This is a genomic window from Bacillus sp. XT-2, assembly GCF_025696525.1.
Lineage (GTDB): Bacteria > Bacillota > Bacilli > Bacillales > Bacillaceae > Bacillus > Bacillus halotolerans.
On sequence record NZ_JAHVOC010000006.1, the window covers coordinates 126,023 to 147,712 of the forward strand.

Annotated in this window: 21 protein-coding genes; 17 read left to right on the forward strand and 4 right to left on the reverse strand. The window is 46.1% G+C overall.

Features of this window, described 5'->3' with window-relative positions; all coding sequences use genetic code 11:
• Positions 1-26: 26 nt before the first annotated feature.
• Together znuC and znuB are read left to right on the forward strand one after the other, a co-directional pair.
• Positions 27-722 (forward strand): zinc ABC transporter ATP-binding protein ZnuC, encoded by a 696-nt coding sequence (gene znuC / locus KXD37_RS16210; RefSeq protein WP_024120122.1) that lies wholly within the window; start codon positions 27-29, stop codon positions 720-722.
• On the forward strand, positions 680-1,522 hold the full coding sequence (znuB, locus tag KXD37_RS16215; RefSeq protein WP_095714473.1) for a zinc ABC transporter permease ZnuB: 843 nt from the start codon (positions 680-682) through the stop codon (positions 1,520-1,522). The genes znuC and znuB overlap by 43 nt, the downstream gene beginning before the upstream one ends.
• A gap of 40 nt (positions 1,523-1,562) precedes the next feature.
• Here the strand turns inward: znuB and KXD37_RS16220 are convergent, their stop codons facing one another.
• On the reverse strand, positions 1,563-2,558 hold the full coding sequence (locus tag KXD37_RS16220) for an LLM class flavin-dependent oxidoreductase (protein WP_188323506.1): 996 nt from the start codon (positions 2,556-2,558) through the stop codon (positions 1,563-1,565).
• Positions 2,559-2,845: 287 nt separating this feature from the next.
• Between KXD37_RS16220 and KXD37_RS16225 the strand changes: the two genes are divergently transcribed.
• The 11 genes from KXD37_RS16225 to niaP all read left to right on the forward strand — a co-directional run bounded on the left by KXD37_RS16225 (position 2,846) and on the right by niaP (position 14,000).
• Positions 2,846-3,445, forward strand: a complete 600-nt coding sequence (locus KXD37_RS16225) for a TerD family protein (RefSeq protein WP_010332925.1) — start codon at positions 2,846-2,848, stop codon at positions 3,443-3,445.
• A 22-nt stretch (positions 3,446-3,467) separates the two neighbouring features.
• Positions 3,468-4,049, forward strand: a complete 582-nt coding sequence (locus tag KXD37_RS16230; RefSeq protein WP_010332926.1) for a TerD family protein — start codon at positions 3,468-3,470, stop codon at positions 4,047-4,049.
• A gap of 35 nt (positions 4,050-4,084) precedes the next feature.
• Positions 4,085-4,663, forward strand: coding sequence for a TerD family protein (locus KXD37_RS16235; protein WP_010332927.1), 579 nt, complete (start codon positions 4,085-4,087; stop codon positions 4,661-4,663).
• 51 nt (positions 4,664-4,714) lie between these two features.
• On the forward strand, positions 4,715-5,488 hold the full coding sequence (locus KXD37_RS16240; RefSeq protein ID WP_024120125.1) for a TerC family protein: 774 nt from the start codon (positions 4,715-4,717) through the stop codon (positions 5,486-5,488).
• Positions 5,489-5,550: 62 nt separating this feature from the next.
• Positions 5,551-6,711 carry an HpcH/HpaI aldolase/citrate lyase family protein gene (locus tag KXD37_RS16245; RefSeq protein ID WP_106021220.1) on the forward strand — a complete coding sequence of 387 codons (1,161 nt, stop codon included), beginning with the start codon at positions 5,551-5,553 and terminating at the stop codon, positions 6,709-6,711.
• Positions 6,701-8,011 (forward strand): phosphoribosyltransferase family protein, encoded by a 1,311-nt coding sequence (locus tag KXD37_RS16250; RefSeq protein WP_151175189.1) that lies wholly within the window; start codon positions 6,701-6,703, stop codon positions 8,009-8,011. The genes KXD37_RS16245 and KXD37_RS16250 overlap by 11 nt, the downstream gene beginning before the upstream one ends.
• A gap of 6 nt (positions 8,012-8,017) precedes the next feature.
• Positions 8,018-9,127: a cysteine protease StiP family protein gene (locus tag KXD37_RS16255; RefSeq protein ID WP_188323507.1), complete on the forward strand. Its 1,110-nt coding sequence runs from the start codon at positions 8,018-8,020 to the stop codon at positions 9,125-9,127.
• Complete coding sequence (locus KXD37_RS16260) at positions 9,124-9,924, forward strand: HAD family hydrolase (protein WP_106021223.1); 801 nt, start codon at positions 9,124-9,126, stop codon at positions 9,922-9,924. The genes KXD37_RS16255 and KXD37_RS16260 overlap by 4 nt, the downstream gene beginning before the upstream one ends.
• Positions 9,925-9,955: 31 nt before the next feature.
• Positions 9,956-11,569 carry a YceG family protein gene (locus tag KXD37_RS16265; RefSeq protein WP_263463657.1) on the forward strand — a complete coding sequence of 538 codons (1,614 nt, stop codon included), beginning with the start codon at positions 9,956-9,958 and terminating at the stop codon, positions 11,567-11,569.
• Between the two features lie 15 nt (positions 11,570-11,584).
• On the forward strand, positions 11,585-12,676 hold the full coding sequence (locus tag KXD37_RS16270; RefSeq protein ID WP_151174734.1) for a toxic anion resistance protein: 1,092 nt from the start codon (positions 11,585-11,587) through the stop codon (positions 12,674-12,676).
• Positions 12,677-12,797: 121 nt separating this feature from the next.
• Positions 12,798-14,000: a niacin permease NiaP gene (gene niaP / locus KXD37_RS16275; protein ID WP_106021227.1), complete on the forward strand. Its 1,203-nt coding sequence runs from the start codon at positions 12,798-12,800 to the stop codon at positions 13,998-14,000.
• A gap of 13 nt (positions 14,001-14,013) precedes the next feature.
• Here the strand turns inward: niaP and KXD37_RS16280 are convergent, their stop codons facing one another.
• Together KXD37_RS16280 and KXD37_RS16285 are read right to left on the reverse strand one after the other, a co-directional pair.
• Positions 14,014-15,195: an MFS transporter gene (locus tag KXD37_RS16280; protein ID WP_106022464.1), complete on the reverse strand. Its 1,182-nt coding sequence runs from the start codon at positions 15,193-15,195 to the stop codon at positions 14,014-14,016.
• A 66-nt stretch (positions 15,196-15,261) separates the two neighbouring features.
• On the reverse strand, positions 15,262-15,564 hold the full coding sequence (locus KXD37_RS16285; RefSeq protein WP_081638228.1) for an ArsR/SmtB family transcription factor: 303 nt from the start codon (positions 15,562-15,564) through the stop codon (positions 15,262-15,264).
• Positions 15,565-15,854: 290 nt separating this feature from the next.
• On the opposite strand from KXD37_RS16285, the gene opuAA reads away from it, so the two are divergent.
• The 3 genes from opuAA to KXD37_RS16300 are packed head-to-tail and all read left to right on the forward strand — an operon-like array spanning position 15,855 to position 18,842.
• Positions 15,855-17,111 (forward strand): glycine/proline betaine ABC transporter ATP-binding protein OpuAA, encoded by a 1,257-nt coding sequence (opuAA, locus tag KXD37_RS16290; RefSeq protein WP_024120134.1) that lies wholly within the window; start codon positions 15,855-15,857, stop codon positions 17,109-17,111.
• A gap of 1 nt (position 17,112) precedes the next feature.
• A complete protein-coding gene (opuAB, locus tag KXD37_RS16295; RefSeq protein ID WP_024120135.1) occupies positions 17,113-17,961 on the forward strand; it encodes a glycine/proline betaine ABC transporter permease subunit OpuAB in 849 nt (282 codons plus the stop codon).
• On the forward strand, positions 17,961-18,842 hold the full coding sequence (locus tag KXD37_RS16300) for a glycine betaine ABC transporter substrate-binding protein (RefSeq protein WP_024120136.1): 882 nt from the start codon (positions 17,961-17,963) through the stop codon (positions 18,840-18,842). Before opuAB ends, KXD37_RS16300 begins: the two co-directional genes overlap by 1 nt.
• A 37-nt stretch (positions 18,843-18,879) precedes the next feature.
• On the opposite strand, the gene KXD37_RS16305 is transcribed toward KXD37_RS16300, so the two are convergent.
• A complete protein-coding gene (locus tag KXD37_RS16305) occupies positions 18,880-20,031 on the reverse strand; it encodes a M20 peptidase aminoacylase family protein (protein ID WP_151174736.1) in 1,152 nt (383 codons plus the stop codon).
• A gap of 127 nt (positions 20,032-20,158) precedes the next feature.
• Between KXD37_RS16305 and KXD37_RS16310 the strand changes: the two genes are divergently transcribed.
• Positions 20,159-21,592 carry a YfcC family protein gene (locus KXD37_RS16310; RefSeq protein ID WP_024120138.1) on the forward strand — a complete coding sequence of 478 codons (1,434 nt, stop codon included), beginning with the start codon at positions 20,159-20,161 and terminating at the stop codon, positions 21,590-21,592.
• Positions 21,593-21,690: the final 98 nt, after the last annotated feature.

A 21,690-nucleotide genomic window follows, 5' to 3' on the forward strand; every position in this document is an offset into this window, starting at 1 on the left:
TCTTTTTGTGAGAAAGGAAGATTGACATGAATCTCGTCTCATTGAAAGATATCGTTTTTGGCTATTCCCACACGCCTGTGTTGGATAAAGTATCTCTTGATATTGAAAGCGGCGAGTTTGTCGGCATCACAGGTCCAAACGGCGCTTCTAAATCAACGCTGATAAAAGTGATGCTCGGCATGCTGAAACCGTGGGAAGGCAAGGTAACAATCAGTAAAAAGAATGCAGAAGGAAAACGTCTGACTATAGGGTATGTCCCGCAGCAAATTTCTTCATTTAATGCAGGTTTTCCGAGCACCGTGCTTGAGCTTGTCCAATCCGGCCGGTACACAAAAGGGAAATGGTTTAAACGTTTGAATGAAGAAGATCATATCGAAGTAGAAAAAGCCCTCAAAATGGTGGAAATGTGGGAGCTTCGCCATCGGAAAATCGGTGACTTGTCGGGCGGCCAGAAGCAGAAAATCTGTATTGCCAGAATGCTTGCCAGCAATCCCGATCTCTTAATGCTGGACGAACCGACCACAGCGGTTGATTATGACAGCAGAAAAGGGTTTTACGAATTCATGCACCACTTGGTGAAAAATCACAATCGCACAGTTGTGATGGTCACTCATGAACAAAATGAAGTACAGCAATTTTTAGATAAAGTGATTCGATTAGAGAGAGGAGAAAAAGGCGGATGGAAATGTTTGACTTGGAATTCATGCGACGAGCTTTTCTAGCAGGCGGTATGATCGCCATCATGGCCCCGATTTTAGGGGTATATCTTGTGCTTAGAAGGCAGGCCTTAATGGCTGACACACTCTCGCATATTTCACTGTCGGGTGTTGCCATCGGCTTTTTCCTCAGCACCAATATTACCGCGGCGAGCATAGTCGTTGTGACCGTCGGCGCGGTCGGAATTGAATACATGCGGCGGGCATATCGGACATATTCGGAAGTGTCCATTGCCATCTTAATGGCGGCGGGTTTGTCCTTCGCGATGTTTTTAATCAGCCTTTCGAAAGGCGCCGCCAATATGAGCATTGATCAGTACTTATTCGGGTCGCTCGTGACGGTTAACCAGCAGCAGGTCTATATTATCGGCATCATTACATTGTTGATCCTGCTTTATTTTATCGTGCTGAAAAGGCCGCTTTACCTGCTGACATTTGATGAAGCGACAGCCAAAACGTCCGGAATCAATACAAACATTTTGTCGATGTCATTCAGCATTGTCACTGGTCTTGCGATCTCAGTTATTATTCCGATTATCGGCGTACTGCTCGTATCGGCACTGCTCGTATTGCCGGCAGCTTTCGCCATTAGAATCGCAAAAGGCTTTAACATGGTATTTATGTCAGCCATACTCATTTCCTTATTCAGTGTATTTATGGGACTGACATCATCTTATCAGCTCGGCACACCGCCAGGGCCTTCCATTACCCTGCTGTTAATTGTTCTGCTCCTGATCGGATTTGCAGTTCAGGGGATATGGACGTTTATCAAAAAAGAAACCCAGCGTAAAAAAGGGAGCAGATAAAAATAAAAAGCAGTTTTTCCTTTGGGAAAAACTGCTTTTTTTATAGAAATAACCCGGCAAGACGTTCATACGATTCTTTTTTCGCCTCAAAATCAAACACATTGCAAAGAACCATGATTTCATTTGCTTCATAGCGGTCCGCCAGCTCTAGAAGCTGCTGTTTTACAGTGCTTGGAGAACCGATGACCATGCGCTTTCTGTTTTCTCGTATTTGGTTTTTGTCTGATTCAGTATAGTGGTATGCTTTCGCTTCCTCAATGCTTGGCACCCTGCTGTCCAAGCCTTTCCCGACGCGAAGAAGCCACAAATCCTGGCTTAACGCGAGCTCCTCTGCCTCTTCATCTGTTTTTGCGCAAATGACAAAGATCGTAAACAGTGCGGCCGGAGATGTGAAATGGGCTGATGGCTGAAAGTTTTCACGATAGATACGAAACGCGCTTTCCCCTCGTTCAGGGCTGATAAAATGTCCAAACACATATCCGATTCCCTGATGGGCCGCTCGCCTTGCGCTGTTCTCCCCTAATCCAAGCACCCAAAGCTCCGGTGCTGTGTCAATAAGAGGAGCCGCTTTGATCCCGGCATACGGATGCCCGGCGGGAAGCGAATCGGTCAGAAAATAAGAGACATCCTGAAGCTGTCTGTTAAAATCGGTTAAGCTTTTTTTGATGCCGTCGGTTAATGCGAGCCGGGTTTTCGTCGTTCCGCCCGGCGAACGCCCGAGGCCAAGGTCAATCCGGTTCGGATACAAGGCCTCAAGCTGGCGAAAGGTCTCGGCCACCTTAAACGGGCTGTACTGAGGCAGAAGCACACCGCCAGACCCGACACGAATCTTGTTTGTGTGAGCCGCGATACGGGCGATCATAATTTCCGGAGCCGTGCTTGCCAGTCCTTTCGTGCTGTGATGTTCGGCAAACCAATAACGCTTATAGCCCCATTCTTCACTTCGTCCGGCCAGCTCGACCGAATGCTGAAGGGTTGTCACGGGGCTTTCTCCTTTAGAAACAGGTGCCTGATCAAGTATGCTTAAATGAATCAAAAGGCCGCTTCCTTTCCGTTGCTTTTTAGAATGTGATACAAGAATAGGCAAAATGACTCGCTCACGTCAAATGGTTTGTTTAAGATCCCCCATTCATATGATTTGCAAAACATATATCAAATATGGGAGATTTTTTTCGAGGATTTTCGTCAATTATTCTTAACTTTTACGAAACTTTGATATAATAAAAAACGTATATATTAATAATTTACGGCATACTCAAGTTACGTTTGTACGTAAAAATAAATGTGACTATATTCACATTTCGATGATTAGGAGTGAATCGTGTGGCAATTTCTTTAGAAAAAGGTCAGCGAATTGATTTAACAAAAGGAAAAGCGGGTCTGTCAAAATTGATGGTCGGTCTCGGCTGGGACCCGGTTTCATCAGGCGGCGGCTTTTTTGGAAAGCTGCTCGGCGGAGGCGGACCAAATATTGACTGTGACGCATCAGTGCTGATGCTGGAAAACGGCAAATTCACTGATAAGAAAAATGTCATTTATTTTGGAAACCTGAAAAGCCGCTGCGGCAGTGTCAAGCACACAGGTGACAACCTGACAGGCGACGGAGCGGGCGATGATGAGCAGATTTTAATTGATTTGGCGAAAGTGCCTGCCAACATTAATAAGCTTGTATTTGTTGTGAATATTTATGATTGCGTGAGAAGAAAACAGGATTTCGGCATGATTCAAAATGCTTTTATCCGTGTTGTTGATCAATCGAATCATGAAGAAATGCTCAAATACAATTTGAAAGACAATTATGCCGGCAGAACAAGCCTGATTACGGCTGAAATCTACCGCCAGGACGGCGAGTGGAAATTCGCGGCGGTCGGCGAAGGCACAAACGATACGAGATTAGAAGATATTGTCAACCGGTACGTATAAAAGAAAAAGGAGTGGATGAAACATGGCAATTTCATTGGCAAAAGGACAAAAAGTAGATTTAACAAAAACAAATCCGGGTCTTTCAAAGGTTGTTGTCGGTTTAGGCTGGGATACGAATAAGTATGACGGCGGTCATGACTTTGACCTTGACTCAAGTGTATTTCTTTTAGATGCGTCTGGAAAATGCGCATCTCAAAATGATTTTATTTTCTATAACCAGCTTGAAGGCGGAAACGGTTCAGTTGTTCATTCAGGCGATAACCTGACAGGTCTTGGCGAGGGTGATGACGAGAATGTAAAAGTCAATCTCAGCGCCGTACCTGCGAATATCGACAAAATCTCATTTGTTATCACGATTCACGAAGCGGAAGCGCGCAGCCAAAACTTTGGACAAGTGTCAAACGCGTTTGTACGCATTGTCAATGAAGAAACAAATGAAGAGCTTATTCGTTACGATCTTGCGGAAGATTTCTCTATTGAAACGGCAATTATCGCTGGAGAGCTTTACAGACACAACGGCGAATGGAAATTCTCTGCTATCGGCTCAGGCTACCAAGGCGGTCTTGCCCGCATCGCAACAGACTACGGCTTGCAAGTCGGTTAAGACATATTACGAAGAGCAGAAAGGAGAGAGGCAGTATGGCCATTCAATTAGCAAAAGGACAGCGTGTTGACTTAACGAAAACAAATCCGGGACTCACAAAAGCGGTGATCGGTTTAGGCTGGGATACAAATAAGTACTCAGGCGGACACGATTTTGACCTGGATGCTTCAGCCTTTTTAGTGGATGCGCATGATAACTGTGTGAATGATCTCGATTTCGTCTTCTATAATAACCTTGAGCACCCGAGCGGCGGTGTCATCCATACGGGTGACAACCGCACCGGTGAAGGCGACGGAGATGATGAGCAGATCATCGTTGATTTTTCAAAAATCCCTGCTCACATTGAGAAAATCGGCATCACAGTTACAATTCATGACGCGGAAGCACGCAGCCAAAACTTTGGACAAGTGTCAAACGCGTTTGTACGCGTTGCAGATGAAGAGACTCAAAATGAGCTTCTTCGCTTCGATTTGGGAGAAGATTTCTCCATTGAAACAGCCGTTGTCGTATGTGAGCTGTACAGACACGGAAACGAGTGGAAGTTCAATGCGATCGGCAGCGGTTTTTCCGGCGGCCTTGCTTCATTATGCCGGAACTACGGTTTGCAGGTGTAAGCGAGTGACAAATAAAGCAGTCACCGTTTTCAATTAATAGGAGGAAAAAACTTGGAATTTTTACATCACATCATGTCTACGTATGCTTCATTTTTCGATTGGAAAATGTGGGGGGAAGTTCTGACTGATCCGGTTTCTTGGGGTCTGATCGGTTCCCTTGTTGTGCTGGAAGGCCTTTTATCGGCCGATAACGCGTTAGTTCTTGCGGTTATGGTGAAACATCTTCCGGAAAAACAGCGTAAAAAAGCGTTAACGTATGGTTTATTCGGAGCGTACATTTTCCGATTTATATTCATCGGACTCGGTATGCTTCTCATTAAATTCTGGTGGATCAAAGTGCTTGGCGCGCTTTACCTGGCTTGGCTCGTCATTAAGCACTTCTGGATCGGCGAAAAAGAAGAGGAAGCAGACGGTATTAAGAAAAACTCTTGGATGGTCCGTACATTCGGTATCTTCTGGGCAACTGTTATTTCAGTTGAGCTGATGGACCTTGCCTTTTCTGTGGACAGCATCTTGGCCGCGTTTGCGGTATCTGAAAAAGTATGGGTTCTTTTGATCGGCGGTATGCTGGGTATTTTAATGATGCGTACAGTCGCAAAAGTATTCCTTGTGCTGATCGATAAAATCCCTGAACTTGAAAACACAGCATTCGTGTTAATCGGAATTATCGCGCTGAAAATGGCAGGGAGCGCTTTCCATTATGAAATGCCGCATTCTGTATTCTTCATTATCATTATCGCTGCATTTGCGGTAACATTTATCATTCACTATATCAACAAACAAAAGCAGGTGCGCGAACAAACAGCTGCGTCAAAAGAAGAATAAAACAAAACAAGGAGGGAGTTTCATGTCCTTCCTTTTTTGTTACAGAAAAGAGGGTGACTGGTTTGCGGTATTTCCACTATTTATCAGCGCGTCAAGAAGAGCATGTATTTTATCAAGTGCCGAAACAGGTCACGAAAGAGGCGCCTAAAAAATGGCTTGAACAAGCGCTGGGAGCCCTATTATATATGCCTGCAACCCGCCACGACATAGCCGCTATGATTACTGAACAAAAGTACGAGGATCTAACGTCCGTTGTTTTCTGCTTAGAGGATGCGATTGGGGATCATGAAGTCGAGCAGGCTGAACATAATCTCAACATTCAGCTTGAGCGCATAGAACAGGCGATTCAGCAAAACAAAATAGAACCGGATAATCTTCCGCTCATGTTTGTAAGGGTGCGTTCTCCGAAGCAGCTGCAGGAGCTGGCGGGACGCTTGAAGCGCTTTCTTCATTTGTTAACCGGTTTTGTGTTTCCGAAATGTTCAGGAGTGAACGCCCGTGACTATGCGGAAACGGTGGAAAACATTTCTCGCGATATGAGAGCGCCGATTTATGGAATGCCGATTTTAGAAACGCCCGATTTGCTTTCTAAAGAGACGCGGCCGGAGGCTTTCGGAGAGCTGAGTGCGGTTCTGCATCAATATCAGGACTTGATTTTAAATGTGCGAATCGGTGCTACTGATTTGTGCGGGTTATACGGCATCCGGAGAAAGCCGGGGCAAACCATCTATGATATTCGCCTGATTTCCGATTTTATGGCGGATGTCATCAATTATTTCGGCCGGACGTTTGTCGTTTCTGGACCGGTCTGGGAATATTTCCAGACAGCGCAAAAGCCTCACCTTCTGTCAGCGCACCAGCCTTCTGAGCTGAATGAGCATGTCAAAGGTTTGGTGAAGGAAACAGAGCTTGATATCGCTAACGGGATTCACGGGAAAACGGTCATTCACCCGTCTCAGCTTAAAGCGGTAAACAGCCTGTATGTTGTATCAAAGGAAGACTATATGGATGCGTTAAGCATTATTCATCACGGAAACGGTTCAATCGGTGTGATGAAAAGCCATTTTTCCAACAAAATGAATGAGATGAAGCCCCATATGAAATGGGCTGAGAACATCATAATAAAATCAGAAATCTATGGGGTGTATCATGAAAACCGATCTTTCTCCGATTTGCTCAACGAACAGCAAAACACTTCAAATATTGGACAATATGGCGGTTGATCTGTCGGTCACTGACAATCCGCTTTCTATTCCGGAGCAAGTCTTATTTGAAATGGCGGCGCGTGTAAACAAAAAAAGGGGTTTTTTATTTGTCAGCAAAGTGCTGGGAAAGCATATTCCAGTTCATCCGCTGAAGCCGCTTTTGGCGTCAGGGCTGCTTGCTTTGGAGTACGCTGAACGAAAAACGGGCCGTGAGCTGAAGGAGAAGGCCGACATTCTGAACGGGTTTCTTTCAGGAACGGACAGCGGGCTTCGGGCTGCTTATCGAACGTTGCAAAAGCAGCGTATTGCACTAGAGGAAGCGCCGCTTGTGATCGGGTTTGCGGAAACGGCGACAGCCCTTGGACACGCGGTTTATGACTGCATTGAGAATGCGTCGTATGTCCATACAACACGTGAATTGATACGAAACAACGAGCCTTCCATTACATTTGTCGAGGAGCACTCCCATGCGACCGACCAGCTGTGCTATGCGGAACCTCATATGATCAACAACGATTGCCCGGTGATTCTCGTGGATGATGAAATCACGACAGGAAAAACCGCACTGCATATCATTCGGGATATACAATCGAAGTTCCCCCGCAAAGAATACGCTGTTTTGTCTTTATTGGATTGGCGCACTGAGGAGCACAAACAAGCTTATGATGAAGCGGAACGGGAATTAGGGGTTACCATATCAACAACAGCTTTACTGTCTGGGCGCATTTCCTTTAAGGGAGAGCTTTTGTCAGAGTCCTCCTACGATTACAGACCAAAGCCGCAGGAATCAGCAATACACAGAACAGACATCGACTTGTCCGGCTTCTTTGCATCCTTACCCTATCAGCCGGCCACATTCGCAGACGAGCATTTTTATGTGAAGGAAACAGGGCGATTTGGCTTAAAGGCGAGTGACAGGCAGGCGGTTCACGAGGCCTGCCGCCTAGCTGCGCAGCATGTGGAACAGTATCGGAAGGGGAGAAGAACGCTTGTGCTTGGAACGGGAGAGCTGATGTACATTCCTATGAAAATCGCAGCGCATCTTCAGGGCTCCATTTCCTATCACTCTACTACCCGCAGCCCGATTCACCCTGTTGTCAAAGCGGGCTATGCTGTGCAAAACGGTTATTCATTTATGAATCCCGAAGATGAGGCGGTTCGCCATTTTATCTATAACCTCCCCGCCGGAGCGTATGACGAGGTCTTTTTCTGTCTTGAAAAGACCGTTTCGGATGAGGCGTTACAGCCAATTTTTCATATATTCAAAGAAAAAGAAGTGCCGCATATCCACATTGTAACCCTTTCAGGAAAGGTGTGATCTGAATTGACTGAGATAATTGACCAGATTGGGAGCTATCCGAAGGAGGATGTCACCTTTCTATTAAAAGATTTGTCCGCTGTTTCGATTGAAAAAAGCACGGAAGAACGGGAACGCTCGATCCAAAGCGGCACCCATTACTCAGAGATGCTGCCGATCGAATATAAGCCGACAGATGAATATATGAAACTGTTTTATGCCTCGCTTGAAGATAGTAAACAGAAGGTTGCGTTAGCGGCCGGAGCTGTAGCGGAGCAGCTTTTCGCCAAACACGGTGAGCATATGGTTTTGTGCAGTCTGGCAAGGGCGGGCACGCCGATCGGTGTATTGATCAAACGGTACATCAAGATGAAGTATCACGTCTCAGTTCCGCACTACAGCATATCGATTATTCGGGACAGGGGAATTGATGAAAACGCCTTGCAGTATATGCTGAAGCATCATCCAGAAGGAAAAATCGCCTTTATCGACGGCTGGACAGGCAAAGGCGCTATTACTAAAGAACTGAATCGATCCATCGAACAGTTTAACCAGCGCTGGAATACGAGACTTTCCTCAGAAATTGCGGTGCTTGCCGATCCGGGTGATTGCGCGGACATCTACGGAACGAAGGAGGATTTTCTGATTCCGAGTGCCTGCTTGAACTCTACGGTCTCGGGTCTTGTCAGCCGCACGGTCTTAAATGAAAAATGGATCGGGCCGGATGATTTTCACGGGGCGAAATATTACCGTGAGCTGAGCGAAGAGGATGTTTCTGTATTCTATATTGAAACGATAGCCGAGCAATTTCCGTCTATTTTTAAAGAAGCAGAACGTCTGGCGATTGGCTTGCAGCGCGTACGTATGAAACCGGCTTGGGACGGCTTGGCTTCCATTGAGACGATCCGAAAGCAATTTGGCATCAGCAATACGAACCTGATTAAACCTGGTGTCGGAGAAACGACCCGTGTGCTTCTTCGCAGAGTGCCTTGGAAAATACTGATTCAGCCTGGCGCTGAAGAAACGCTGAAACATATTCTTTTACTGGCAAAGGATCGGGGAGTGCCTGTAGAAGAATACGAGAACATGTCTTACAGCTGCTGCGGGCTGATTCGTCCGGCGGAGAAAAGCCTATGAACGCGTTTGCCAGCGATTTAGACAGAACATTAATTTATTCAAGGCGCATGATCGGCACGCCCGATAAGGAAGCCGGGATTGAGCTGATTGAAACATTAAATGGGCGGGAGCTTTCCTATATTTCCTCAGCCGTAAAAGAGCACTTAAATCAGATTCAGAAGGATCACTATTTTATCCCCGTCACCACGCGTACAAACGAACAGTATAAGAGAATCGGATGTTTCCAGCAGGACATTGTGCCGGAATATGCGGTGACAACAAATGGCGGGTGCATCTTAAAAGACGGCGAGCCTCTGAAAGAGTGGGACGAGCTGATGAAAGAGGAGCTGGCGTCGTGTCTGCCGATCGAGGCCATGCTGAGGGAAATCGCAGGTCTCTCTTTATCAGAGGCGGTAAAAAGAACCCGAATCGCCCATCACTATTTCGTGTATCTCATTTTACATGAGGAAAAAATACCGTATATCGATATATCCGCTGTGAAAGAGTGGGGCGCCGATAAGGGCTGGCAAGTATCTCTGCAGGGGCGGAAGCTTTACTTTATTCCCAATCCGCTTAATAAGTGGAAAGCAGTTGAATACCTGAAATCCAGGCTCTCTCTTGATGAAATCTATACGGCTGGAGACTCGCTGCTTGATCTTGAACTGATCCGGGAAGCTGATTTTGGCATCGCACCCGCGCACGGAGAGGTATTGAGTCACGATCCGGAACTACGCAAAACAATTGCAAGCGGCATGCTGGCGGGTGAAGAAATCACAGCGTCAGTTTTATCGCAAATATCCAAATTAAAACACGTGTAATATACACAAACAAACCAGAAAGGAGGATATGATGAGACAAGAAGAGCTAATCATTCATAAAGCTGTTCCGGCCGATGGTGATTGGAAAAGCATGCTGTTTCAGCCATTGCCGGAGCGGGATCACTATGAGAATGAACAAGGTCTTGCTTTTTCGAGGCTTGCCGGGCAAATACTGGGCACGCCCATTGATGAGACCGACTACTTTAACGAGCTGTATGAACTTTCTGTAAACGATCATATTTATGTCCTGAGCGAAACACTTGATAAAACAATTGCACCCGAAACATTTCAGGCGCTTCAGCATATTCATTCCATCAACCAGAAGGAAAAAGGCCTTTCGGTCAGCCGCTTTGTCGCCTTTCTGGACGGGGAACAGCTGATTGCGAAGCATTCCAATTCATTGCTGCACCGCCATTTAAGAAAAGCACTGATGACGCTTTTACATACCTTTGCCGAAAATCATGAGCAGGGGCTGAATCATCCTGATTTTCGCAGAGTGCTTCTTGATGTTTCAAAGTTTTCTTTGAACCACCTGAATCCTTGGCTGGAAAAAGCCGATATAGAGCGGGAGATGCCGAAGGTGGTCTGGTATGGAGACGCGACAAAAAGCCAGCTGTATTTCTTATATTATTTGATGCTTGTCGGCTGTGATGTTCTATTGTTCCATCCGGCGGGAACCGATCAGCTGACGCTCGTTGACCCTAAGCAGGAGCTAAGCTTCACGGAAAAGCTTCCGGATGTTTCAGATCTTCAGCCATTCCCCAAAGAAAAACCTGACCGTAAATCAACGGTGGCGTATCGATCGACAAAGGAAATTGAGCATGTGCTGAATCACGAGGAATCCATGCTGTACAAGCCTTGGCAGTTCAGAGACCACACACCGGTTTCCGTGACGCTGAAAACGACCTATGATGAACTGTTTTTAATTGCGAAAGAACGTGCGTTTATTCGCCCGAATTTCAAAGCCGATAAACATTCGATCGATATTCCGAATGTGTTTGCCAAAATTATGGGTGTGTCGAAGGACAATAAAGAATATTGGAACAGACTTCATACAATGGCGGACTATCCAGAAACGGAGATGGTTCGAAGCTTTCCGTTAACAGAAGAAATCAGATCAAACTATCAATTTCATTACAGCCACGCGCTTGATCATGAAGGAAACATCGATCCGGACAAGCTGATCGCAAGCAATGTGTGGCAGTACAAACAGCTTCCGGCAGGCATTCAGACCGCGATCGCCAAAACGATCTCGAGAATGTGCAGACACCCGCGGCTGAAGGCATTGCATCAGGAACAGGTCAAGGATGTTCAAATCTACTTGTTTAAACAAACAACAAACCTTCCCGCTAACCTGCTGAAATTGATTCAAATGTTCGACTATGCGCAGACTGTTCCGAAACTGGTGCTGTATCATACGGAAATGAACGGTGAGCTCACACGATCAGACGCCGCAGCCCTGCTGTTTTTGAATGAAATCGGAATTGATATCGTCATTTATAATCCTCCCGGACATCAAGACATTGAGCATTATATTGAAGAGGATCAGTATGATATCCACTGGCTGGACGACATGGTGTTTCAGCAGGACTATAAAGAGCCTTCGCTCGTGAAAAGGCTGTTCAGAACGATTACCCAAAAGTAAGGAGAGAAGAAAAGCATGACAACAGAAAATCAAAATCCGCTTGTTCTCGATAAAAACGAAGAAATTTCTCAGCAAAAGGCAGACGATATCCGCCTGCAGCTCCGCCAGGAACCAGAGGTGCAGCGCCTCGCCCAGCAAATTGACGTGAAAAACCATATGGAGCTGCTGGAGTATGGAAAGGAGCCGGCTGTTGAAATTTCCAAGTTCTCTGACCGCATCTTAGGAATGATGAAAACAACAAGCGTGACAGACTCAGGCACAATGCTGACTCAGCTTGGAAAAATCATGGACCGCTTTGACAAAAATGATTTTGACGAGCCCAAGGGACTGATGGCCAAAATCTTCAAACGCGGCGGCAGCATGATTGAGAAAATCTTTAAAAAGTACCAGACGCTCGGCGGAGAAATTGAAAAAATCAACGTTGAGATTTCTAAATATAAAGATGAGATGACAAAAACAAACTACACGCTCGATGAAATGTATGAAAACAATATCAACTACTACATGGAGCTTGAAAAATACGTTGTTGCCGGTCAAATGAAGCTGGAAGAGATGCAGTCAATCCTTCCTTCATATGAAGAAAAAGCGGCAAGCGGAAACCAGCTTGCGCAAATGCAGCTCGATACGCTGCGCAACGGCATTCAGGCGCTTGAGGAACGCGTGTATGATCTTGATATGGCGCGAATGGTGGCGCTTCAAACCGCACCGCAGATCCGACTGCTCCAGCGCGGTAACACTAAGCTGATCGGGAAAATTAACTCCGCTTTTATCATCACCATTCCGATTTTCAAAAACGGCATTATTCAGGCTGTTACGGTGAAACGCCAAAAGCTTGTGGCTGACTCTATGAGCGAGCTTGACCGCCGGACAAATGAGATGCTGAAACGCAATGCGGAGAACATCTCGAACCAGAGTGTTGAAATTGCCAGAATGGCCGGCAGACCAAGCATTGATATAGAAACGATCGAATCCTCTTGGAACACGATTGTCAGCGGCATGCAGGAAACAAAACAAATCGAAGAAGAAAACAAACGCCTTCGGGAAGAGGGCGCAAGACGAATTGCCCAGCTGCAGGATAATATTAAAAAAGCAGCATTACAGCAATAAAAAGACCCCCGCTTGTGAATCATAAGCGGGGTTTTTGATTGACATCAATTAGGTAATGACAATGTGTAAAGACAGGTGTAAACTTAAACGGTAATCATTTTGCATATCAGAGGTGTTGGCTATGGGGAAACAACAGCCTATATCCCAGCGTAAGCTGCTGGGTGTCGCCGGTTTAGGGTGGCTGTTTGATGCAATGGATGTCGGAATATTATCGTTTATTATCGCCGCGCTCCACGTGGAGTGGAATCTTTCGCCTGAAGAAATGAAATGGATCGGAAGCGTAAATTCCATCGGCATGGCTGTGGGTGCGTTTTTGTTTGGATTGCTGGCTGATCGAATCGGCCGCAAAAAAGTATTTATCATTACTCTTTTATGCTTTTCAATCGGAAGCGGTATATCAGCTTTCGTCACAAGCTTATCGGCATTTCTCATTCTGCGTTTTGTAATTGGGATGGGGCTTGGAGGCGAACTGCCTGTCGCTTCAACGCTTGTTTCGGAAGCGGTTGTGCCTGAAAAACGGGGCCGGGTCATTGTGCTTCTCGAAAGCTTTTGGGCTGTGGGCTGGCTGGCAGCGGCGCTTATTTCTTATTTTGTCATTCCAAGCTTCGGCTGGCAGGCGGCTTTGCTTTTAACCGCACTGTCGGCATTTTATGCGCTGTACTTGCGGACAGGATTGCCTGATTCGCCAAAGTACGAATCGCTTTCTATGAAAAAGAAATCGGTGTGGGAGAACGTGAAAAGCGTTTGGGCGAAACAGTATGTACGGCCGACGGTAATGCTGTCGATCGTCTGGTTCTGCGTTGTCTTTTCTTATTATGGGATGTTTTTGTGGCTGCCGAGTGTGATGCTGTTAAAAGGGTTCAGCATGATTCAAAGCTTTGAATATGTTCTGCTGATGACGCTTGCTCAGCTTCCGGGCTATTTTTCGGCTGCGTGGCTGATCGAAAAGGCGGGCCGGAAATGGATACTGGTCATTTATTTGATCGGAACAGCGGGAAGCGCGTATTTCTTCGGAACGGCAGATTCCTTAGGTCTGCTGCTGACGGCTGGAATGCTGTTGTCCTTCTTTAATCTTGGCGCGTGGGGCGTGCTGTATGCCTATACACCGGAGCAATATCCAACATCGATTCGGGCGACAGGTTCAGGAACCACAGCGGCGTTCGGAAGAATCGGCGGCATTTTCGGCCCGCTGCTCGTCGGAACACTCGCCGCCCGCCATATTTCGTTTTCAGTGATTTTTTCAATCTTTTGCATTGCCATTTTACTGGCGGTCGCGTGTATTTTGATTATGGGAAAAGAAACGAAACAAACTGAGCTTGAGTAATAAAAGCACCTCATCATGAGGTGCTTTTTACATGGAAACCGGCAGCTTGGTGTTTGTTTTTTCTGCTTGTTTGATAAAGGGCCATAGACAGGACAAATAAAATCGCCGTAAACGCCGTGACAGCCCCAAAATGATGCGTGTTTTGATATAAAAATCCGGCAAGGCATGTGCCGACAGTGGTCCCTGCATACATAGCCGCATTGGAAAGAGATGCAATCGTTCCGCGCGCGTTCGGTGAAATGGATTGGAATATCCCCATCATTAACGGAAAAATGATCCCCGCTATAAAGAAAGTCAGAAAAAAGCTGGTTTCTACAATAAATAAGGTAGGGAAGAAAGGAAGGGAAAAATAGAGCCCGCCCATCATCAGCATGCCGCTGATTAATGTCTTAAACGTTCCGAGCTTTGATGCAATTTTGCTTCCTATAAGGCTTCCAAGCATATTTCCCAGCCCCAGTACAAGCATCGCGGCGCCGATTTGGGATACGGTTAGATGATAATCTGCAGAAAGCCAGGTGCCGAGAAAGCTGAACGTGGCGAAATTTCCTGTTTGAAAGAGAAAATAAGCAAGCAGGATCATCGATGTTTTTGGCAGTGAAAACAGCTCACGATAAGGGCTGACTATAGATGAACGGTGTGCTGCCGCTTCTGCAGGACGAATATCTGGCATGGCCGCCGCCAAAATGAACAGGAGAACCAGCGAGCCTGCTGACAGAACGAAAAAGGGCGTGTGCCAAGTGAAGGAAGCCAAAAATCCGCCGATCGGAAGCCCGAGCATTTGTGAAGCCGCTAATCCTGCTGTTGCAATCCCCATGCTTTTTAACACTTTTGAGGCATGGACGATGACAGGGATGGATGCCCAAATTTGAGGCGTCACAAACGCGGCGCTGACACCGGCGGCAAAACGGAATGCACACATGGCGGCAAAGGAGGGAGCGATGCCGCATAAAAACGTGGAAAGGATAAAGCCCGCAAGCCCCGACAGCATCACTGTTTTCCGATTAAAGCGGTCAGAGATCGGACCGGCTGCCAAAGCAAACAGCGCATAACCGAGCGCATAAGCACTGACCATCCAGCCTGACAAATCAGTGGAGACATGGAATTGGTCCTGCAAAAGCGGGAGAAGCGGTGAGAGCAAAAAGGTATCTGTGCCGATGACAAACATTACACTGAAAAAAAGCCAAATAAGTTTCACTTTTAACACTCCTATAGTTTTATAATTATGAAACTATGAAACAGATATGTATATAGAAAACCCTTTTTAGAGGGTCTCCAGAAAGCCAGGCAGGTATGTTTGAAAGGTGTCTTCACGCAGCCTGACATATTTTGTCCGTGAATCTTTTCGCGTTGCAGTCAATCCCGCTTCACGCAGCGTTTTGAAATGATAAGATGCTGTGGTTTTGACGATATTGCATTTTTCACCTACTTCACCGCAGCTGAGTTCTTTTCCGCTGTAATAAAGCGTACGAATAATTGCAAGCCTGGATTCGTCAGACAATGCTTTGAATATGTGAGCTCTGATATGGTCTTCTGATTGTTTCATAGTCATGAAACTATAATACATTACATAGAGATGAAAAAGCAACTTATTTTTCCAGTAAAGGAGCTTGAAGTCATAAGAGGAAGAAGGATTTTCGGTTCAATAAAAGCGTTTTCAATTTTAAAAAGGCTTAATTTTACCTGTAAAATACAATAATAAAGGAGGATTACCGAGTATTTAGAAGCATAAATAAGGTCTTGGGGTCACAGGGATGTTTATCATGAAATGGTACAGAATAAAAGAGAATATGCGGTTTGTGTGTGTTGTTACATAAATGGTACGGTAATAAAGATTGCTTAATATGGAGGGAAAATATGAGTGTAGATGAGAAACCGATTAAGATAAAAGTCGAGAAAGTCTCTAAAATTTTTGGGAAACAAACCAAGAAAGCAGTTCAAATGCTTGCCGACGGAAAAAATAAAAAAGAGATCCTGAAAGCAACCGGATCAACCGTTGGGGTTAACCAAGCAGATTTTGATGTATATGATGGTGAGATATTTGTCATCATGGGTCTATCAGGGAGCGGTAAATCAACTTTAGTACGGCTGTTAAACCGGCTTATTGAACCGACTGCCGGAAAAATTTACATTGATGGTGACATGATAACAAATATGTCTAAAGACCAGCTCCGGGAAGTCCGCCGGAAAAAAATCAGTATGGTCTTCCAAAAGTTCGCTCTGTTCCCGCACAGAACGATACTTGAAAACACAGAATACGGACTGGAGCTTCAAGGTGTAGACAAACAGGAGCGCCAGCAAAAAGCGCTTGAGTCGCTTAAACTTGTCGGACTTGAAGGATTTGAACACCAATACCCTGATCAGCTTTCGGGCGGAATGCAGCAGCGTGTCGGCCTTGCCCGCGCTTTGACGAATAATCCGGACATCCTTCTGATGGACGAAGCATTCAGTGCGCTTGATCCATTAATCCGTAAAGATATGCAGGATGAGCTTCTGGATCTGCATGATAATGTCGGAAAAACGATTATTTTTATTACGCACGACCTGGACGAAGCGCTTCGCATCGGCGACAGAATCGCTCTGATGAAGGACGGAAATATCGTTCAGATCGGCACGCCGGAAGAAATCCTCATGAATCCGTCCAACGAATATGTTGAGAAATTCGTTGAGGACGTTGATTTGTCTAAAGTATTAACTGCCGGCCACATTATGAAACGCGCTGAAACGGTGCGGATTGATAAAGGGCCTCGCGTTGCGTTAACACTGATGAAAAACCTAGGGATTTCATCTATTTATGCAGTCGATAAACAGAAACAATTGTTAGGTGTCATTTACGCAGCTGATGCGAAAAAAGCAGCCGAGTCTGATTTATCCCTTCAGGATATCTTGAATACGGAATTTACGACTGTACCAGAGAATACGTATCTGACTGAGATTTTTGACGTTGTGTCTGACGCGAATATTCCAATTGCGGTTGTAGATGAAAAGCAAAGAATGAAAGGGATTGTCGTAAGAGGCGCGCTGATTGGCGCACTTGCGGGCAATAACGATTATATCAATGTTGAAGGCACTGCTGAGCAAACACAAGATCCTTCTGTACGGGAGGTGAAGTAAATTGGATAGACTGCCTAGAATACCTTTAGCAGATATCATTGACCGTTTTGTTGACTGGATTACGATAACGTTCGGCGGGTTCCTCGACGGAATCGCAAATGGCTTGGCCGTTTTTGTAAACGGGATTGTAAGCGGGCTTGGATTTATACCTTCTATTTTGTTAACGATTATTTTCGCAGCTCTTGCATGGTGGATCAGTACGAGAGGAATTGCGCTGTTCACTTTAATTGGGTTTCTCGTAATTGATTATTTAGGATATTGGGACCCCATGCTGCAAACGTTAGCGCTGGTTGTCACGTCCGTCATTATTTCGATTGTAGTCGGTGTGCCGATCGGAATTTGGGCATCTCAGAAAGAAACGGTTCGCCGTATCGTAACGCCTATCCTTGATTTAATGCAGACAATGCCTGCTTTCGTATATCTTTTACCGGCAATTTTCTTCTTTAATATCGGTGTTGTGCCGGGTGTTGTTGCGTCTGTTATCTTCGCAATGCCGCCGACAATCCGTATGACGGTTCTCGGTATTAAACAAGTGCCTGCGGATCTGATTGAAGCAACTGAAGCGTTTGGTTCTACAACAGCTCAGCGTTTGTTTAAGGTTCAGCTTCCGCTTGCAACAAAAACCATTCTTGCCGGGATCAACCAAAGTATCATGCTTGCATTATCAATGGTTGTTATCGCAGCAATGGTCGGTGCGCCTGGACTAGGTTCAGAAGTATACAGCGCCGTTACACAGCTGAAAACAGGGGTTGGTGTAGAAGCAGGTATCGCTATCGTTATCGTTGCGATTACGCTCGACCGTATTACACAAAATATTAAAGTGAAGAAGAAAAGCAGGGGGAATGCCTGATGTTTAAAAAAATCATCGGTATCGGTGTTTCCGCCATGCTGGCACTCTCACTTGCGGCTTGCGGACAAGAAAACGACGAAAATGCGTCCGCGGCTGAACAGGTGAATAAGACGATCATCGGGATTGACCCCGGTTCAGGTATTATGAGCCTGACTGATCAAGCGTTGAAGGATTATAACCTGGACGACTGGACACTGATTTCATCGTCAAGCGCTGCTATGACTGCTACGCTCAAAAAGTCATACGACCGTAAGAAACCAATTATTATCACAGGATGGACACCGCATTGGATGTTCTCCAGATATAAATTAAAATATCTCGATGATCCGAAAAAAACTTACGGCAGTGCTGAGGAGATTCATACGATCACCAGAAAAGGCTTCAGCAAAGAACAGCCGAATGCCGTTAAGCTTCTGAGCCAGTTTAAATGGACGCAAGACGACATGGGTGAAGTGATGATCAAGGTGGAAGAAGGCGAGAAACCTTCCAAAGCCGCTGCTGAGTATGTGAAGAAGCATAAGGATCAAATCGCGGAGTGGACCAAAGGCGTGCAAAAGGTCAAGGGAGACAAAATCAACCTTGCCTATGTGGCGTGGGACAGTGAGATTGCAAGTACAAACGTTATGGGCAAAGTGTTAGAAGACTTGGGCTATGACGTGAAACTCACTCAGGTAGAAGCTGGTCCGATGTGGACGGCGATTGCGACGGGAAGCGCGGACGCATCCCTTTCCGCATGGCTGCCGAATACCCATAAACCATACGCTGTCAAATATAAAGGCAAATATGATGATGTAGGCGTCAGTATCACTGGCGTGAAGATGGGTCTTGTTGTGCCTCAATATATGAAAAACGTCAACTCAATTGAAGATCTAAAGAAATAATGAAGAAAGCAGCCTGTTCGCAGGCTGCTTTTTTGATTTAAGAAGCGTTGGCTGATGCGAGTGTATCGGCTTTTTGGAACGTTTTTAACACGGCGTTTGCTAAAATGTGAATCCCGGTAAACATCGCGTTTCTGTCAAAGGTCATATGCGGGTGATGGAGTCCTGGCTGAAGTCCGCAGCCGAGGCCAAGCATGGTCGTTTTAAGGTTCGGCACTTTCACAGAATAAAAATGAAAGTCTTCGCCGCCGGTTGTCACAAGCGGTTCATCGAGCTGATCAGCTCCGATAACGTCTGTGATTGCTTCAGCCATAATGCCTTCAGCTTCTTTATTTTGTGTTGCCGCCGGAAGGCTGTGTTCCTTGTGAAGTTTAATTTTCGCATCGAATGCCGCGGCAGCCGCTTCGCAGGCTCTTTCTGTTTCTGCGATCAGCGTCTCCATGGCTTCATTTGTTTGCGCCCGCAGGTCAAGGCTGAAGGTCGCTTTTCCGGGAATGATGTTGGAGCTGTCGCCGCCGGCTTGAAGCTTTGTCATTTTGACTGTGTGCGGGATTTTCGGATCAATGTGAATCAGCCCCAGCTTATGTACGAGGAATGCAGCGATTTCGATGCTGTTTTTGCCAAGATGCGGACGTGCGCCATGAGCTTCCTCTCCGATGATTGTGCCTTCGATGTGCTGGCTTGACCCGTGCAGAATGGATGGGGCGCAGCGTCCGTTTTGGGTTTCCTGAATTGGACGGACATGGACGCCATACAAATAGTCGACGTCATCAAGCACGCCTTCCTCTATCATTTTCAGAGCGCCTCCGCCTTTTTCTTCTGCGGGCTGAAAGATAAAACGTATCGTTCCGTTCGGAAGCTGCGGCTGTTTTTTCAGCAGCATTAACGTACCTAAAGCCATTGTCATATGCGAATCATGCCCGCAGGAATGATTGGCGCGAAATGTGCCGTTGACCTCCTGCCATAATGCATCAATGTCAGCGCGGACAGCTACAACAGGCGAACCCGAACCTATTTCGCCGACAACTCCGGTACAATCTGAAAACGTGCGCGTGCGGCACCCTGCATCTTCGAGTTTTTGTTTAAGAAATTCAGTTGTCTCATATTCTTTCCAGCTGACTTCAGGGTTGGCGTGAAGATGTTCAAAGATGTGCATTACGGTTTGTTTCATTTCTTCTGAGAGTTTTTGCATGGGAAGAAAAACCTCCTTCATTCCTTTTTTTATATTGAAACAGGTAGATTGGCTGTTTATAATATAGCACATATTTATATTTTTCAGAATAATAGATATTTTCTAAAAAGAGGGGATGGATCGAAATATGAGTATGCCAGCAGCCGAAACACAGCCAAAGAAGAAACGCACCGCCTTTAACATGCCTGACGCCTATGTCCTCTTATTTATCATCGCTTTCATTTGCGCCGTTGCTTCGTATATTGTGCCGGCGGGAGAATTTGACCGTGTGACGAAAGGGGAGGTTACCACTGCGGTGCCGGGAAGCTACCATTCAATTGAACAGTCTCCGGTCAGCCTGATCAGCTTTTTCACTTCTCTTCAGGATGGAATGGTGGGATCAGCGCCTATTATTTTTCTGATTTTATTCACAGGCGGCACGATCGCTATTTTAGAAAAAACAGGTGCCATCAACGGACTGATTTACAATGTCATCAGCAAGTTCCGCACAAAGCAATTATTATTTATTTGTATTGTCGGTGCGTTGTTTTCTATTCTTGGAACGACTGGAATTGTCGTGAATTCAGTGATCGGATTCATCCCCATCGGCCTTATCGTCGCACGCTCCTTAAAATGGGATGCGGTCGCGGGTGCGGCTGTTATTTATATTGGCTGCTATGCCGGGTTTAACTCTACCATTTTATCACCGTCTCCGCTTGGCTTATCGCAATCGATTGCGGAGCTGCCTCTGTTTTCGGGGATCGGCCTTCGTGTGGTCATATACTTATGCTTTTTGGTGTCTTCTATCATTTATATCTATTGGTATACAAGAAAATTAAAGAAATCAAAGGATGCCAGTGTGTTAGGCACAAACTGGTTCCCGGCGGCAGGATTGAGCGATGCGAATCAAGAAGAAGATAAGTCTGTGCCGTTTACCGTTCGCCATAAGCTGATTTTGGGAGTGGCGGGTTTGTCGCTGATCGGATTTTTGTACGGCGCATTGAAACTCGGCTGGTCAGATTCCCAAATGGCTGCGACGTTTATTTTTATTTCTGTCCTTGCCGGATTCATTGGAGGACTTGCGGCAAACGATATTGCCAAAACTTTTATTACCGGCTGTCAGAGCCTTGTATACGGTGCGCTGATTGTCGGGATGGCGCGGAGCATTTCTGTCATTCTTGAAAATGGGAAGCTGCTGGATACAGTCGTCAATGCTTTGGCTTCGGTTTTGGACGGGTTCAGTCCGATGGCCGGCGCAATCGGCATGTATATCGCCAGCGCTCTGCTCCATTTTCTCATCTCTTCAGGATCGGGCGAAGCGGTTGTGTTCATTCCGATTCTGGCGCCGCTCGCTGATTTGATGGGCATCACGAGACAGGTCGCGGTGGAAGCGGTTATGCTTGGAGAAGGGGTCGTCAACTGTGTGAACCCGACGTCCGGCGTTTTGATGGCAGTGCTTGCCGCCAGCGGAATTCCGTACGTCAAGTGGCTTCGGTTTATGCTGCCGCTCGCTCTGATTTGGTTCTTAATCGGGCTTGTGTTTATTTGTATCGGTGTCCTGATCAATTGGGGGCCGTTTTAAACATTGCTGCCCGCCGGCTTGTACGGCGGGCTTTTCATTTATTCGTTGCAGAAGCGCAGGCTGTTATTGTAACATGTAAGCCATAAGCCATTCGTAAA